The organism is Streptomyces sp. NPDC005931, from assembly GCF_042871235.1.
Classification (GTDB): Bacteria; Actinomycetota; Actinomycetes; order Streptomycetales; family Streptomycetaceae; genus Streptomyces.
Map to the genome: position 1 here is coordinate 179,587 of NZ_JBIAIG010000008.1, position 15,258 is coordinate 194,844.

The window sequence follows — 15,258 nt, forward strand, 5'->3', positions numbered from 1 at the left end:
GGTGCTGGCGGCCGCGCTCGGAAAGTAGCGCCGCCGCCCGCACCACCGCGCCCGTCGGCTACCAGGCGAAGGCCTCCGGGGACGGCCCCGGTCCCGGGAAGATCTCGTCGAGCGAGGCCAGCAGCTCCTCGCTCAGCTCCAGCTCGACCGCCCGCAGCGCCGACGCGAGCTGCCCGGCGGTGCGCGGGCCGACGATCGGGCCGGTCACCCCGGGCCGGGTCAGCAGCCAGGCCAGAGCCGCCTCACCGGGCTCGATGCCGTGCTTGTCGAGCAGGTCCTCGTACGCCTGGATCTGCGCGCGAGCGGTGGGATCGGCGAGGGCGTCGGCGGCCCGCCCGGAGGCCCGGCGACCGCCCTCGGCCTGCTTCCGGATCACCCCGCCGAGCAGACCGCCGTGCAGCGGCGACCAGGGGATGACACCGAGGCCGTAGTCCTGCGCGGCCGGGACGACCTCCATCTCCGCGCGGCGCTCGGCCAGGTTGTACAGGCACTGCTCGCTGACCAGCCCGATGGTGCCGCCACGCCGGGCGGCGATCTCGTTGGCCTGGGCGATCTTGTAGCCGGGGAAGTTGGAGGAGCCGACGTAGAGGATCTTGCCCTGCTGGACCAGGACGTCGATCGCCTGCCAGATCTCCTCGAACGGTGTGTTCCGGTCGATGTGGTGGAACTGGTACAGGTCGATGTAGTCGGTCTGGAGCCGCTTGAGCGAGGCGTCGACGGCCCGCCGGATGTTCAGGGCCGACAGCTTGTCGTCGTTGGGCCAGGCCTCGCCGTCGGCGCCCATGTTCCCGTACACCTTGGTCGCGAGCACGACCTTGTCGCGCCGCCCCTCGCCCTTGGCGAACCAGTTGCCGATGATGCTCTCGGTACGGCCCTTGTTCTCGCCCCAGCCGTACACGTTCGCCGTGTCGAAGAAGTTGATGCCGGCGTCCAGCGCCGCGTCCATGATGGCGTGACTGTCGGCCTCGTCGGTCTGCGGACCGAAGTTCATCGTCCCGAGGACGAGGCGGCTGACCTTGAGTCCCGTGCGTCCGAGCTGCGTGTACTTCATGGTTCCCCACTCAACGACCTGGAGTGGACTCCAGGCAAGGGCCTTTCGGCCAAGGGGAGGCGGGCGCGGCGCGGATCGCTCAGGCCTCGTACTCGCCGCCCAGGCCCCAGTGCCGCCGCATCGCCTCGGCGAAGGCCGCCGCGATCTTGTGCTCGCCGCTCGCGTTCGGGTGTGTGCCGTCGTAGGTGTCCGTGTGGATGTCGTACGAGGGGGAGGGGGTGGCAAGCAGCAGGGGGGAGGACGGTTCGTCGAGGTCCACGACCGTTTTGGCCAGCAGGTCGTTGAAGCGGGTGACCTGCGCGGCGAAGTCCTCCTCCTGCTCGGCCCGGATGTTGGGGATCACGGGCATGATCACCATCCGTACGCCCCGGCGGGCCGCCCTCGCCTCCGCGGCGAAGCGCCGTACGTTCTGCGCCGTCTGGTCCGCGTTGGTGTAGAAGCCGAGGTCGATCAGGCCCAGGGAGACCAGCAGCACGTCCGCCCGGCAGGTGCGCACCGCCTCGCCGATCAGCGGGACCATGTGGTGCCAGCCCTCGCCCCAGCCGGCGAGGTGGGCGCGCGGGAAGTCGGGGTCGGCGTAGGCGTGGGAGGTGGGGGCTTCGGCGCTCTTGTCGTAGAGCGTCTCGCGCGGGCCGACGAGGGTGAACGGACCCCCGTACGTGCCGCACAGGTGCTGCCACAGCCGGTAGCGCCAGGTGTGTTCGCCCGCGCTTCCGATCGTCATGGAGTCACCGACGGGCATGAACCTGAGCATCCGCTCATCATCGTGGATCATCGAGGTGCGCGGGGTGTGAGACCTGCCACGCGGCCGGGTGATCTCCCGTCCGTCGCGCACGGCCTCCTGAGCGGCTGTCCTGAACGGCCGTGCGGGATGGCAGGCTTGGGGCATGCGCCGACCGCTCGCCCTCCTCGCCGCCGCCGTCCTCACGGGCGGGCTCGCCGTGCCCGCCTCGGCCGCCGACGGAGACGACGGGTTCACGATCAAGGACCCCCGCATCACGGAGTCCAGCGGCCTGGCCGCGTCCCGTCTGCACCCCGGCGTCTACTGGACGCACAACGACAGCGACGACGGCCCCCACCTCTACGCGGTCGACGGCCGGAGCGGCGAGACGGTCGCCCGCCTCACCCTCACCGGCGTCGGCACGCCCAGGGACGTCGAGGCGATCTCCATCGGGCCGGGCAACCGGATCTTCGTCGGGGACATCGGTGACAACCTCGGGGGCAGCTGGCCGTACGTGTGGGTCTACGAACTGCCCGAGCCGAAGGAGCTGGGGGACCGGACCGTGCGGGCCACGCAGTACGTGGTGAAGTACTCGGACGGGCCGCGCGACGCCGAGTCCCTCGTCGTGCATCCGAGGACCGGGCGCGTCTACATCGTCGACAAGCAGGAGGACGGCGGGCACCTGTACGAGGGGCCCGCCCGGTTGTCCGCCTCCGGCAGCAACGTCTTCCGGCCGGTCGCTCCGGTCGAGCTGTGGGCCACCGACGCCGCGCTCTCCCCGGACGGCCGGCGGCTCGCCGTGCGCGGCTACTTCGGCGGCATCCACTACGACTGGAACGGCGGCAGGCTGCGGGACAAGCAGCGGCTCGGCGTGCCGTTGCAGGGGCAGGGCGAGTCCGTGAGCTACTCCGCCGACGGCTCGCGGATCCTGTACGGCAGCGAGGGGGCGGAGAGCCCCGTCGAGTCCCGGGAGGCGCCCGGCGGCACCGGAGCGGACCCGTCGTCACCGGGCGGCGGGGCGCGGAGGGACGGGGGCGGTGCCGGTGACGGTGTAGGGGGGAGCGTGAAGGTCGGCGCCCTCGTCGCCGCGGCCGTCTGCGTGGCCCTGCTCGGCCTGCGCCGGCTGCGCCGCCGGGGCTGACCGGCCGGGGTGCCCGGTGTCCTCGGCCCGGGTTGCGGGGAGCGGGTCGTGCGGGATGCGCGCGCCTGACCCGCGTCGTTGGGGCTGACCGGTCCGGGTGTCCGCGCCCCTGGCCCCAGGTGGTGGGGCGGCCTCCCGCTGGCCGCGCGCCGGGCCCGTCCCGGCCCGGGCACCCGCGTGCCCGGCACGCGTCGCCGGGGGTGCTTGCCGGCTGCCCGCGCAGGGTCCGGCCGCCCGCGGCGCTCGCGTTCACCCCGTGCCGCCGCGCCGCGCCACCAGGACCTCCAGGCCGTCCAGGAGGCGTTGGAGGCCGAAGTCGAAGTGGTCGAAGTTCTCGGCGAAGGTGTCCTCGGACAGGGTGGCGAGCGTCGGGTACTCGCCGCTCGTCATGGCCCGCTCGAGGTAGGGCTGCTGTGTGCCCCAGAACTCCTCGTTGCTCAGGCCGGTCTCCTTGGCGGCCTCGTCGGCGTCGAGTTCCATCCGGGCGATCCCCCCGGTGAAGCTCTGCACCGCGAGGATCACCGAGATCAGCTCGGGATCGCTGAGCCCCATGCGCCGGAGCGGTACCAGCGCCGCTTCCAGCGAACGCAGGGAGCTGGGGCCGAGGACGGTGCGGGCCTGGTTGACCCGCAGCAGCCAGGGGTGACGCCGGAAGTGGGCGAGATACCCCCGGGCCAGTGCCTCGACCGCCGCCCGCCAGCCCTCACCGCCGCGCTCCGCCCGTGCGAGGTCCGGCGTCTCCGCCTGCACCCGGTCCAGCATGAGGTCGAGCAGCTCGGCCTTCCCGGGGACGTAGCGGTACAGCGACATCGCGCCGGTGCCGAGCTCGGCGGCCATTCGTCGCATGGAGACCGCCTCGATCCCCTCCGTGTCCGCCACCCGGACGGCAGCGTCCACGATCCGGTCCAGCGTGAGTCCTGGCCGGGGGCCCCGGCTGGGGCGCGGGCCGGTGTTCCACAGCAGTTCGAGCGTGCGCGTGATGTCGCCGCCGCCCGTGCTGCTCGTGCTGCTCGTGCCGCTCGTCATGGGCTCAGCTTACGGGCCCGTGGGCGTCCGCCGGAGCACAACCGAGTACGCCGTACTCGCATTCGGGTACGGTGTACTCAGTTACGGCAAACGGAGGAATCCATGGACGGTTACGCGGTACGGGCCGAGGCCCTCGAGAAGCGCTACGGGGACAAACGCGCCCTCGCCTGCTTCGATCTCGCCGTGCGTGAGGGCACCGTGCACGGCCTGCTCGGGCCGAACGGCGCCGGCAAGACCACCGCCGTGCGCATCCTGTCCACGCTCGTCCGGCTGGACGGGGGCCGGGCCACGGTCGCCGGTCTCGACGTCGCCCGGCAGCCGCGCGAGGTGCGGGCCCGGATCGGGCTCACGGGGCAGTACGCGGCCGTGGACGAGGTGCTCACCGGGCGGCAGAACCTGGAGATGTTCGGGCGGCTGTTCCACCTGGGAGGCAGGCGGGCCCGGGCGCGGGCCACCGAGCTGCTGGAGCGGTTCGACCTGACCGGCGCCGCCGACAAGGGTGTCGGCGAGTACAGCGGCGGCATGCGGCGGCGTCTGGATCTCGCCGCCTCGATGATCCTCGCGCCGGCCGTCCTCTTCCTGGACGAGCCGACCACGGGCCTCGATCCCCGCAGTCGGGGCGAGGTGTGGGAGGCCGTACGGGCGCTGGTGGCGGACGGCACCACCGTGCTGCTGACCACGCAGTACCTCGAGGAGGCCGACCGGCTGGCCTCCCGGATCACGGTCATCGACCAGGGGCGGGCCATCGCCGACGACACCCCGGACGGGCTCAAGGGCCTGGTCGGCGGCGACCGCGTCGAGGTCGTCCTCGCCGAACGGGCCGACCTGGCGCGGGCGGTCAAGGTGGTCGCGGGGGTCGCGGACGGCGAACCCGAGACGGAGGAGAACGAGTTGCGGGTGCACGCCCCGGTGGCCGACCGGGTGGCCGCGCTCACCGAGGTGGCCCGCACCCTCCAGGACGAGGGCGTGCGGGTGGAGGACATCGGGCTGCGCAGGCCCAGCCTGGACGACGTGTTCCTGAGCCTGACCGGACACCGCACGGACGTGACGGAGAAGGAGGCCGCCGCATGAGCGCCGTGGACCCGACCGGACCGGCCGAGCACGGCCGCGCGTACTGGGTGCTCGCCGACTGCTGGAACGTCGTCCGGCGCGGGCTGACCCACTATCAGCGCCAGCCGGTGAACATCGCCTGGCAACTGGGCTTCCCGATCCTGTCGGTGCTGCTGTACGGCTATGTCTTCGGCAGCGCCATGAAGGTGCCCGGCGGCGGGGACTACAAGGACTTCCTGATGCCGGGGATGTTCGTGATGACGATGGCGTTCGGGTTCATGAACACCGCCACGGTCGTCGTCCACGACTCGACCAAGGGCGTCATCGACCGGTTCCGCTCCATGCCGATGGCCTCCTCGGCGGTGGTGGCCGGACGGGGCGTGACCGATCTGGTCGTAGCCTGCGCGGAGTTGGCCATCATCATGCTGACAGCGCTGGCCATGGGCTGGCGGCCGGACGGCGGCTGGGGCGCCCTGGCGGCGTTCGGGCTGCTGCTGTGGCTGCGGTTCGCGCTGATCTGGATCGGCGTGTGGCTCGGCCTGCTCGTGCCCAACCCGGAGGCGGCGGGCGGGCTGTTCGCCGTCGCCTTCCCGCTGACGATGATCTCCAGCATCTTCGTCGCGCCCCAGCTCATGCCCGACTGGCTGGGCTGGGTGGCGGCCTGGAACCCGGTCTCCTCCACGGCGGTGGCGACCCGGGAGCTGTTCGGCACACCGGTCGGCGACTCGTGGGTGGAGCAGCACGCGCTGGTGATGGCGGGCGTGTGGCCGGCGGTGCTGACGCTGGTCTTCCTGCCGCTGGCCGTACGGAGGTTCCGGAAGCTGAGCCGGTGAACCCCTGCATTGAAGGGGGCGGTCGGTGACCGGTGGTGTGGACCGCCCGCCCCTTCACCCACCGGGGCACCGCGGTCGGCGGGCGGGCTTCGTCAGGGTGTGGCCGGTGCGCCCGGCACGGGTCCGGACCGACGCCGGACCAGCGACGACTGCCGGCGCCGGTACGACGCTCAGACTCGGTGCCACGTGTCGGACAGGCGTACGCCGTGCAGCGTGTGCAGGCGTCGCAACTCCCACCTGGCCAGGACCATCACCGTCAGCGGGCCGGTCAGGCCCACCAACAGGCGCACCGGCATGGGGACCTTGTCGTACATGGGGTCGCCGAGCGACGGCAGGGAGAACGTGATGACGGCGACGACGGAGAGGACGGTCGGCAGGCCGTCGTTGACGTCGGCCGTACGCCCTCCGTGGAGGATGAGCAGCAGGCCTCCGTACCCGCCGAAGAGGCCGAGCCACACGCCGAGCACGGCCGAACCGGGCGAGTCCGGTGGCCAGTCGCGGACCGTGGTCTGCAGGAAGACCCCGAACGCGACGAACGTGAGGACGAAGGCGAGGAGCGGAGCGCGCCACCGGAGGGCCGCGGCCCACCTGCGGCCCGGGGGAGCCATCGCGATCACAAACCATGCCGCGAGAACGATCAGCTGAACGGCCCCCAGGCCGTAGGCGAAGCCCTGCCAGAACTGCCCGGGCAGCTCCCGCAGGGGCACCAGTCCCAGGGCGAGCCACGCTGCGACAGTGAGGGTGAGGCCCAGCGCGGTACGCCACCAGCGGACCCGCTCCACCAGGGGGTCCACGATCCGGTCCTCGCGGGTCGGCGTGCACAACCGGTGTGCGGCGATCACCGGCACGAGCCAGCTCAGCCACCACAGAACACCGCGGCTCGCTCGGGGGACCGGGCGGACGAAAGGTGCGGGGGTCAGGCGGGGCGGAACCGTGCTCGGACGTCTCGTACCTGCCTGCGTCACCTTCATCGCCCCCGTTTCCCGTGCCGTCGATGTGCAACCACCTTATTGCCGCGCGGATTTGCCGTTGCCACTGCGCTCGCTCCACAGCGAACAACAGGAAGGGCGCCCGGTGTTCGCCGGGCGCCCTTCGGTCGTGCGAGGGACGACTACAGCTTTTCGATCACGTAGTCGACGCACTTCGTCAGCGCCTCGACGTCCGCCGGGTCGATCGCCGGGAACATCGCGACGCGCAGCTGGTTGCGGCCCAGCTTGCGGTACGGCTCGGTGTCGACGATGCCGTTGGCGCGCAGCACCTTGGCGACGGCGGCGGCGTCGACCTCGTCCGTGAAGTCGATGGTGCCGATGACCTGCGAGCGCTTGGCGGGGTCGGCCACGAACGGGTTCGCGAACTTCACGTCCTCCGCCCAGCCGTACAGCGTGCGCGCCGACTGCGCCGTGCGGCGGACCGACCAGTCCAGACCACCCTGGCCGTTGATCCACTCCAGCTGCTGGTTCAACAGGAACAGCGTGGCGAGGGCCGGGGTGTTGTACGTCTGGTTCTTGCGGGAGTTGTCGATCGCCGTCGGCAGCGAGAAGAACTCCGGGACGTGCCGGCCGGAGGCGTGGATCCGCTCGGCGCGCTCGATGGCGGCCGGGGAGAACACACCGATCCACAGACCGCCGTCGGAGGCGAAGGACTTCTGCGGGGCGAAGTAGTAGACGTCGGTCTCGGCGATGTCGACCGGGAGGCCACCGGCACCGGAGGTGGCGTCGACCAGGACCAGGGCACCCTCGTCGGCACCGGCCACGCGCCGCAGCGGCATGGCGACACCGGTGGAGGTCTCGTTGTGGGTGAAGGCGTAGACGTCCACGCCGGCCTCCGCCTCGGCCTCCGGGTGGGTGCCCGGGTCGGCGGAGACGACCGTCGGCTCGGCGAGCCACGGGGCGAGCTTGGCGGCCTTGGCGAACTTGGAGCTGAACTCGCCGAAGCTGAGGTGCTGGGACTTGTTCTCGATCAGACCGTGGGTCGCGATGTCCCAGAACGCGGTGGAGCCGCCGTTGCCGAGGATCACCTCGTATCCCTCGGGGAGCTGGAACAGCTCGCGGATGCCCTCGCGGACCTGGCCGACCAGGTTCTTGACGGGGGCCTGGCGGTGGGAGGTGCCCATGAGAGAGGTGCCGGTCGCGGCCAGCGCGTCCAGCGCTTCCGTCCGCACCTTGGAGGGGCCAGCGCCGAATCGACCGTCGGCGGGCTTGATGTCAGCGGGAATCTGGATCTCAGCCACGACCGGAGCCTAGCGGCTGAGGGAAACCGGGGCGAAACGCCGTCCGTCGGCTGAGACGGGTGATGGACGGCCGGGGCACCGGTGGGGCGGTGGTCGGCCGGGGCACGGGTGGGCGGTGGACGGCCGCGCCACCGGGGGCGGCGGACGGCCCGGGGGACCGGGAGACGGGGCGGGGCGGCTCCCGGTACGGGATCCGCCCCACCGCCGCCGGGGGAGCGGTACGGGATCCGCCCCACGCCGGGGGAATCAGCCGCCGGGCCGTACCGGCAGCTCGTACAGGTCGTTCTGGGTGACCACCGGCTTGTTGCGCAGGTCGCCCGCCGGGACCGCCAGGTCCAGCTTCGGGAAGCGGGCGTACAGGGCGGGCAGGGCCACGCCCGCCTCCAGGCGGGACAGGGCCGCGCCGGGGCACACGTGCGGGCCGTGGCCGAAGGAGAGGTGCCGGTTCGCGCTCTCCCGGGAGATGTCGAAGGCACCGGCCGTCGGCCCGTGGGCCCGCTCGTCGCGGCCGATCCGCCGGTCAGCCGGTCGTGCTGGCGGCGCGACTCCTCCGCCAGCCGGGACCGTTCCTGGAGCAGCCGGCCGACGTCCTGGGTGACGGCCTCCAGCCGTCCGCGCGCCGCTCGCGCCGACAGGACGGCGTGGGTGGCCACCGTGACGGCCGCGCACACCAGCAGCGCGGCGATCACCCCGGCCGCCGCGAGGGCGCCGCGCGCGGACGCCGGTCCCAGCAGGACCGCTGTGACGACCGCGAGCGCGCAGAGGAAGGCGGTGAGCACGGGACGGGCAGCAGGCTGCGGGGGGTGGGGCGGTCGCCGGGGCGCAGGGGGGAGGTCATCAATCAGGTCCTCGGTCGGTCCATGGGTGGTCGGTCCATGGAGTCGTCCGGCCTCGTTCGGACGTCGTTTTCCGAACGAGAGCCGTCAGGAGCGCGCAACTCGCGGTCACTATAGGGGAGTTAGTAATCGACTTACGAAGATTCCGTTTTCCTTCCGGTATTTGACCCGTCCCGCGACATTGCGGCGGGGCCGGTCCGGTGAACCGGCACGGCCGTTGGCGATCAGCGTGGCCGGGCCGCGCAGCCCGCCCCGGGGCATCCTGAGGACATGACGGAGGACATGACGGATCTGCGGGGACGGGGACGCGAGGACGGACCGCGCGACGGGTCACCGGACGGGCTGCGGGCCGCGCTCGAGGACGACCTGCGCCGGGTCGTCGGCGGCCGGGTGGACTTCGGCACCACCGCGCGGGCGCTGACCACCATGGACGCCTCCAACTACCGCCGGATCCCGCTCGGCGTCGTCGCGCCGCGGGACGCGGACGACGTGGCGGCGGTGCTGGCGGTGTGCCGGTCGTACGGCGTCCCGGTGGTGCCGCGCGGCGGCGGCACGTCGATCGGCGGGCAGGCCACCGGCACCGGCGTGGTGCTCGACTTCACCCGGCACATGAACCGCCTGCTGTCCCTCGACCCGCGCACCCGCACGGCCGTCGTCCAGCCCGGCCTGGTCCTCGACCGGCTCCAGGAGGCCGCCGCCCCGCACGGGCTGCGCTTCGGGCCGGACCCCTCCACGCACGGCCGCTGCACGCTCGGCGGCATGATCGGCAACAACTCCTGCGGCGCGCACTCGGTCGCCTGGGGCACGACCGCGGACAGCGTGCGGGAACTGTCGGTGCTCACCGCGCGGGGCGAGCGGCTGCGGCCCGGACGGCGGTGGGCGGGGGCGCCTGACGGGCTGCGCGCCCTGGTGGACGGCGAGCTGGCCCGCCTGCGCACCGGCTTCCCCGAGCTGCCCCGCCGCATCTCCGGATACGCCCTGGACGCCCTGCTGCCCGAGAACGGCGCCGACGTGGCCCGCTCCCTCTGCGGTTCGGAGGGCACGCTCGGCGTGCTCACGGAGGCGGTCGTGGAGCTCGTACGGGCCCCCCGCGCGCGGGCCCTCGCGGTGCTGGCGTACGCCGACGAGGGCGGGGCGGCCGAGGCCGCGGCCGGACTGCTGCCGTACGCGCCCCTGACCGTGGAGGGCATGGCGGCGGACCTGGTCCCGGCGGCGGCGGGGCTGCCCGCGGGCGGGGCGTGGCTGTTCGTGGAGACGGGCGGGGACACCGAGGAGGAGGCACGCGCGCGTGCCGTGACGATCACCCGCGCGGCGGACGTCCTGGACTCGCTGGTCGTCACCGACCCGGCCCGGCAGCGGACCCTGTGGCGGATCCGGGAGGACGCCAGCGGCACGGCGACCCGCATGCCGGACGGGACGGAGGCGTGGCCCGGCTGGGAGGACTGCGCGGTGCCGCCCGCCCGGCTCGGCGCGTACCTGCGGGACTTCCGGGCCCTGCTGGCCGCCCACGGGCTGCGCGGCGCGCCGTACGGGCACTTCGGGGACGGCTGCATCCACGTCCGCATCGACTTCGACCTGCTCACCGAGCCGGGCGTCGCCCGCTTCCGGCGCTTCTCCGAGGAACTGGCCGACCTGGTCGTGGCGCACGGCGGCTCGCTGTCCGGGGAGCACGGCGACGGGCAGGCGCGGGCCGAGCTGCTGCCGCGCATGTACGGCGACGAGCTGGTCGCCCTGTTCGAGCGCGTGAAGGGTGTCTGGGACCCCGACGACCTGCTCAACCCCGGGATGCTGGTGCGCCCCGCGCCCCTGGACGCCAACCTCCGCTTCGCCGCCCTCCCGCGCGAGCCCGTGGACGTGGCCTTCGGCTACCCGGCCGACGGCGGTGACTTCACGGCGGCGGTGCGCCGCTGCGTGGGCGTCGCCAAGTGCCGCACGGCGACCGTGCCCGGCCCGGCGGTGATGTGCCCGTCGTTCCGGGTGACGGGCGAGGAACGGCACTCCACGCGCGGGCGCGCCCGTCTGCTGCACGAGATGCTGGCCGGCGAGCTGGTGACCGACGGCTGGCGCTCGCCGGAGGTGCGCGACGCGCTGGACCTGTGCCTGTCCTGCAAGGGCTGCCGCTCGGACTGCCCGGTCGGGGTCGACATGGCCACGTACAAGGCGGAGTTCCTGTACCACCACTACGCCGGCCGCCGCCGCCCCGCCGCCCACTACGCGATGGGGTGGCTGCCGGTGTGGCTGGCCTGGGTGGCGCGGACGAGGTCGGCGGGGGCGGTCGACCGTCTCGCCTCCGTGGGGGTGCCGGCGCGGGCGGCCAAGCGGCTGGCGGGCGTCGCGCGGGAGCGGGAGATCCCACGGCCGGCGCGGGAGCCCTTCACCCGCTGGTGGAGGGCGCGCGGCGGGGGCGCCGCGTCCGGCACGGGCCCCCTGGTGGTCCTGTGGCCGGACACCTTCACCGAGCACCTGTCGCCCTCCGTGGGACGGTCCGCCGTGCGGGTGCTGGAGGCGGCGGGGCTGCGGGTCGCCCTGCCGCCGACCCTGCGCCCGGGCGGGCGCCCGGTGGGGGACGGGCGCTCACGCTCGGCGGCGCGACTGCTGACGGCGCGCCGGGGCCGGGTCTGCTGCGGCCTGACCTACGTCTCGACGGGCCAGCTCGACCGGGCCCGCGCGGTGCTGCGCCGCACCCTCGACCTGATGGAGCCGGTCCTGGCCGCCGGGGCCCCGGTCGTGGTGCTGGAACCGAGCTGCGCGGCGGCGCTCCGGGCGGACCTGCCGGAACTGCTCCACGACGACCCCCGCGCGGCGCGCCTGGCCGCGCGCGTGCGCACGTTCGCCGAGACCCTGGAGCAGTACGCGCCCGGCTGGGCCCCGCCGTCCCTGAACCGCCCGGTCACCGGCCAGACGCACTGCCACCAGCATGCGGTCCTCGGCGACACGCCCGACCGCCGCCTGCGCGCCGCCGCCGGCCTCACCGGCGACCTGACCGGCGGCTGCTGCGGACTGGCGGGCAACTTCGGCTTCGAGCGGGGTCACTACGAGGTCTCCGCGGCCTGCGCGCAGGACCAGCTCCTCCCGGCGGTCCGCCGGGCCCCCGACGGCGCGGTGGTCCTCGCCGACGGCTACTCCTGCCGGACACAGCTGGAGCAGCTGGCGGGGGTGCGGGGGCGGCATCTGGCGGAGGTGCTGGCGGAGGGGTTGGCGGAAGGGCCGGGGCAAGGGCCGGGGGAGAGCCCGGGGGGTCCGGGGGAGGAGCCGGGGGGCGAGTGACCGGGGCGCCGCCGACGCCGCCAAGGCGGGGGGTCGGGGCGCCCGGTGGGCCGCCGGCGGGCCGGTGCCTCGGTCCGGGCGGTCGGCCGGCGCATCCTTCCCGGGCGGTCGGCCGGTGCATCCGTCCCGGGCGGTCGGCCGGGACTCAGTACAAGCGGTCGGCCGTGCGGATGGCCTCGGTCAGATCGCGGACGGCCCTGTCCTCCGTGCGGTCCGCCAAGACCTCTGCCCGCTCACCGAGTTCGCCGAGACCGGGGGCGCCGGGGAGGGTGCCGTACCGGTCGTCGGAGGTGCGCAGGGCGTCGGCGAAGTAGGCGGCGGTCGCGGTGACCGCCAGGCCGGGGTCGGCGCGCCAGACGGAGTCCTCGAGGGCGTCGGTCTCCAGGTCGCCGGTCTCCTCGTGCGGGGCACGACTGTCGGGGTCGAGCCAGCGGACGGTCGCCGTGGCGAGGTGGCCCTCGGCGCCGGGCCGGGTGCGCACGGCGTACAGGGCGGTGACGGTGTGGCCGGGGCCGACCTCGCCGCCGTCGACGCGGTCGTCGCGGAAGTCCTCGTCGGCGACCCGGCGGTTGTCGTAGCCGACGAGCCGGAACTCGGCGACCGTCTCCGCGTCGAAGGCGACCTGGGCCTTGGCGTCCCGGGCCGTCAGCCCGATGTTGCGCGGCAGCTGTTCGCAGAAGACCTCGCGGGCCTCCTCCGCGTCCGACACGTACACCGTGTGGCCGTCGCCCCGGTCGGCGAGGCGTTCCATCAGGGCGTCGCCGTAGTCGCTGCCGACGCCGACGCCGAAGAGGGTGATGCCGTGCTCGCGACGGGACCGCGCGATGCGCTCGAGGATCGCGTCGGCGTCGGTCTCGCCCGTGTTGGCGAGCGCATCGGAGACCAGTACCACCCGGTTGGTGGCGCCCTCGCGCAGGCCCTCGACGGCGGTCTCGTACCCCGCCTCGACGCCCGCGCCGAGGTCGGTGGAGTAGGTCGGCTCCAGGCGGTCGACGGCGTCCCGGATCCTGCCGCGGTTGCCGCCGAGACGGGTCATCGGCAGAACGGTCTCGGCCTCGTCGCTGAAGGTGACGACGGCCACGGAGTCGTCGTCGCGCAGCCGGTCGGTCATCACGCCGAGCGACTCCTGGGCGAGGTCCAGACGGCCCGGCTCGGCCATGGAGCCGGAGATGTCGATGACGAAGGTGAGGGCCGCCGGCGGGCGCTCACCGCTCGGCTCGGCGGCACGGGTGGCGAGGCCGACGCGCACCAGCGACCAGTCCTCCTGCCGGGTGCGGGCGCCGTCGACGGTGACCGTGAACCCGTCGCCGTGGGGCCGCTCGTAGTCCTGGCGGAAGCTGTTGACGAACTCCTCGGGCCGCACCGTCGACGGGTCGGGCAGGCGGCCCTCCGCCAGGGTGCGGCGGGCGTAGCCGTAGGAGGCGGTGTCGACGTCGAGGGCGAACGTGGACACGTGGTCCGGCGCGACGTCGCGGGACTCCTGCTCGCCCTCGCGCCGTTCGTCCGTCCCCCGGGGACCGTCGGGTGCGGGGAGCGCGGCCGAGCCGTCGCCCCGGCGGTCGTGGCCGTACCCGCTGTCCGTCGCCGCCTTGGCGCCGCTGCCGTCCCCGCTGCATCCGGTGAGCAGTAACCCGCTCACCGCTGTGAAGGCGAGCAGTGCGCCGCTCAGCCGTCGTGCCCCGTGCCGCTTCATCGTCCTTGCCCCCTCGGTCCGTTGACCCGTCATGCGACTGTGACGCGGGGGCGGCCCGGAACGTGCGTCACCAAGCGTTACGGGTGGGTTGCGAAGCGGGAACGGCCGGGGGCCGCCGAGACCGGTGGGTGACCTTCCGCCGACGTGCGGCACCACCGGACCCACCGGTCGCGGGCGTTTCGGTCCGTATCGCGGACGGGCTTGACCCGGGCGGGCCGGGGGACGGATCGTCGAAGGCGTACGTCAGGTACATGAGCGCTCCACGCTACTGACTGGTCCAATACTATGGACTGGTAGGTGCATTTGGATGCACAATGGTGAAGGTTTCCGCCCGCTTCCGACCAGTCCTTGGAAGGTCTCGTGACCACGCCCAGCGCCGCCGACCCGTCCACCTCGGCCGTCCCCGCGTCGGGCGGCCGGGGTCCCGCGTCCGCTCCGGAGGGCGCCCCGCGCGGGCGGGGCTCGCTGGGGCCGGTCGGGCTGGTCCTGGCCGGCGGGATCTCCGTGCAGTTCGGCGGGGCCCTCGCCGTGACCCTGATGCCGCGGGCCGGTGCGCTCGGAGTGGTGACGCTGCGCCTGCTGGTGGCGGCGGTCGTGCTGATGGTGCTGTGCCGCCCCCGGCTGCGCGGGCACTCCCGCACCGACTGGGGCACGGTGATCGTCTTCGGTGTCGCCATGGCGGCGATGAACGGCCTCTTCTACCAGTCGGTCGCCCGTATCCCGCTCGGCCCCGCGGTCACCCTGGAGGTCCTGGGCCCGCTCGCCCTCTCCGTCCTGGCCTCCCGGCGCGCGGTCAACCTCCTCTGGGCGGCCCTCGCCCTCGCCGGTGTCTTCCTGCTCGGCGGCGGAGGCTTCAGGGGACTCGACCCCCTGGGTGTCCTGTTCGCCCTGGGGGCCGGCGCCATGTGGGCCGCATATATCGTCTTCAGTGCCCGTACGGGGCGACGCTTCCCCCAGGCCGACGGGCTGGCCCTCGCGATGGCAGTGGCCGCGGTGCTGTTCCTGCCGCTCGGCGTCGTCGAGTCGGGCACGAAGCTCCTCGAGCCCACCACCCTCGCCCTGGGTGCGGCCGTCGCCCTGCTGTCCTCCGTCCTGCCCTACACCCTGGAACTCCTCGCCCTGCGCCGCCTGCCCGCCTCCACGTTCGCCGTCCTGATGAGCCTGGAACCGGCCCTCGCCGCGACGGCCGGCTTCCTCGTCCTCGACCAGGCCCTCACCCCGGCCGAGTCCGCCGCCGTCGCCCTGGTCGTCGCGGCGAGCATGGGGGCGGTGCGGACCCAGGCGGGGCGGAAGCGGTTCACGCGGCGTGGGCGGACCAAGGGGGCGGGGTCCCGGGGGCCGGGGTCCCTTTCCTGACCGGCGCCGGCGTCCGGCCGCAGGTCCGGCCGCCGCGGGACATTCATGCAAGCA

11 protein-coding genes and 1 pseudogene are annotated in these 15,258 nt (G+C 73.8%); 5 read left to right on the top strand and 7 right to left on the bottom strand.

Translation table 11 applies throughout. The features are described from left to right. Positions 1-58 precede the first annotated feature (58 nt). Together ACFYOV_RS20350 and ACFYOV_RS20355 are read right to left on the bottom strand one after the other, a co-directional pair. The gene (locus ACFYOV_RS20350; protein WP_389089480.1) at positions 59-1,051 is read right to left on the bottom strand and encodes an aldo/keto reductase; all 993 of its coding nucleotides are present in this window, start codon (positions 1,049-1,051) and stop codon (positions 59-61) included. 79 nt (positions 1,052-1,130) lie between these two features. Beyond that, positions 1,131-1,805 (bottom strand): GDSL-type esterase/lipase family protein, encoded by a 675-nt coding sequence (locus tag ACFYOV_RS20355; protein ID WP_389089481.1) that lies wholly within the window; start codon positions 1,803-1,805, stop codon positions 1,131-1,133. 133 nt (positions 1,806-1,938) lie between these two features. Between ACFYOV_RS20355 and ACFYOV_RS20360 the strand changes: the two genes are divergently transcribed. Beyond that, positions 1,939-2,913 (top strand): WD40 repeat domain-containing protein, encoded by a 975-nt coding sequence (locus ACFYOV_RS20360; protein WP_389089483.1) that lies wholly within the window; start codon positions 1,939-1,941, stop codon positions 2,911-2,913. Between the two features lie 249 nt (positions 2,914-3,162). On the opposite strand, the gene ACFYOV_RS20365 is transcribed toward ACFYOV_RS20360, so the two are convergent. Then, entirely contained in the window at positions 3,163-3,939 is a 777-nt protein-coding gene (locus ACFYOV_RS20365) for a TetR/AcrR family transcriptional regulator (protein WP_389089484.1), read from the bottom strand. A 102-nt stretch (positions 3,940-4,041) separates the two neighbouring features. On the opposite strand from ACFYOV_RS20365, the gene ACFYOV_RS20370 reads away from it, so the two are divergent. Then, positions 4,042-5,010: an ATP-binding cassette domain-containing protein gene (locus ACFYOV_RS20370; protein WP_389089486.1), complete on the top strand. Its 969-nt coding sequence runs from the start codon at positions 4,042-4,044 to the stop codon at positions 5,008-5,010. Continuing rightward, positions 5,007-5,822, top strand: coding sequence for an ABC transporter permease (locus ACFYOV_RS20375; protein ID WP_389089487.1), 816 nt, complete (start codon positions 5,007-5,009; stop codon positions 5,820-5,822). The genes ACFYOV_RS20370 and ACFYOV_RS20375 overlap by 4 nt, the downstream gene beginning before the upstream one ends. Positions 5,823-5,992: 170 nt before the next feature. On the opposite strand, the gene ACFYOV_RS20380 is transcribed toward ACFYOV_RS20375, so the two are convergent. The 3 genes and pseudogenes from ACFYOV_RS20380 to ACFYOV_RS20390 form a co-directional block, all read right to left on the bottom strand. Next, the gene (locus ACFYOV_RS20380) at positions 5,993-6,664 is read right to left on the bottom strand and encodes a hypothetical protein (protein WP_389089489.1); all 672 of its coding nucleotides are present in this window, start codon (positions 6,662-6,664) and stop codon (positions 5,993-5,995) included. Between the two features lie 269 nt (positions 6,665-6,933). After that, on the bottom strand, positions 6,934-8,052 hold the full coding sequence (serC, locus tag ACFYOV_RS20385; protein WP_389089491.1) for a phosphoserine transaminase: 1,119 nt from the start codon (positions 8,050-8,052) through the stop codon (positions 6,934-6,936). A 246-nt stretch (positions 8,053-8,298) separates the two neighbouring features. Continuing rightward, positions 8,299-8,616: pseudogene (locus ACFYOV_RS20390) on the bottom strand (cytochrome P450); the annotation flags it as partial. Positions 8,617-9,158: 542 nt separating this feature from the next. Between ACFYOV_RS20390 and ACFYOV_RS20395 the strand changes: the two are divergent. Then, a complete protein-coding gene (locus tag ACFYOV_RS20395; protein ID WP_389089492.1) occupies positions 9,159-12,155 on the top strand; it encodes an FAD-binding and (Fe-S)-binding domain-containing protein in 2,997 nt (998 codons plus the stop codon). A 145-nt stretch (positions 12,156-12,300) separates the two neighbouring features. Here ACFYOV_RS20395 and ACFYOV_RS20400 read toward each other — a convergent pair whose 3' ends face one another. Further along, positions 12,301-13,848, bottom strand: coding sequence for a von Willebrand factor type A domain-containing protein (locus ACFYOV_RS20400; protein WP_389089494.1), 1,548 nt, complete (start codon positions 13,846-13,848; stop codon positions 12,301-12,303). Positions 13,849-14,208: 360 nt separating this feature from the next. Here ACFYOV_RS20400 and ACFYOV_RS20405 point away from each other — a divergent pair, with 360 nt between their 5' ends. Beyond that, entirely contained in the window at positions 14,209-15,204 is a 996-nt protein-coding gene (locus ACFYOV_RS20405) for a DMT family transporter (RefSeq protein ID WP_389089495.1), read from the top strand. Positions 15,205-15,258: the final 54 nt, after the last annotated feature.

What these genes read in the sequence shown, in the direction of transcription:
- ACFYOV_RS20350 (WP_389089480.1), bottom strand. Translation starts at nt 1,051, where the DNA reads ATGAAGTACACGCAGCTCGGACGCACGGGACTCAAGGTCAGCCGCCTC.
- ACFYOV_RS20355 (WP_389089481.1), bottom strand. Translation starts at nt 1,805, where the DNA reads ATGCTCAGGTTCATGCCCGTCGGTGACTCCATGACGATCGGAAGCGCG.
- ACFYOV_RS20360 (WP_389089483.1), top strand. Translation starts at nt 1,939, where the DNA reads ATGCGCCGACCGCTCGCCCTCCTCGCCGCCGCCGTCCTCACGGGCGGG.
- ACFYOV_RS20365 (WP_389089484.1), bottom strand. Translation starts at nt 3,939, where the DNA reads ATGACGAGCGGCACGAGCAGCACGAGCAGCACGGGCGGCGGCGACATC.
- ACFYOV_RS20370 (WP_389089486.1), top strand. Translation starts at nt 4,042, where the DNA reads ATGGACGGTTACGCGGTACGGGCCGAGGCCCTCGAGAAGCGCTACGGG.
- ACFYOV_RS20375 (WP_389089487.1), top strand. Translation starts at nt 5,007, where the DNA reads ATGAGCGCCGTGGACCCGACCGGACCGGCCGAGCACGGCCGCGCGTAC.
- ACFYOV_RS20395 (WP_389089492.1), top strand. Translation starts at nt 9,159, where the DNA reads ATGACGGAGGACATGACGGATCTGCGGGGACGGGGACGCGAGGACGGA.
- ACFYOV_RS20400 (WP_389089494.1), bottom strand. Translation starts at nt 13,848, where the DNA reads ATGAAGCGGCACGGGGCACGACGGCTGAGCGGCGCACTGCTCGCCTTC.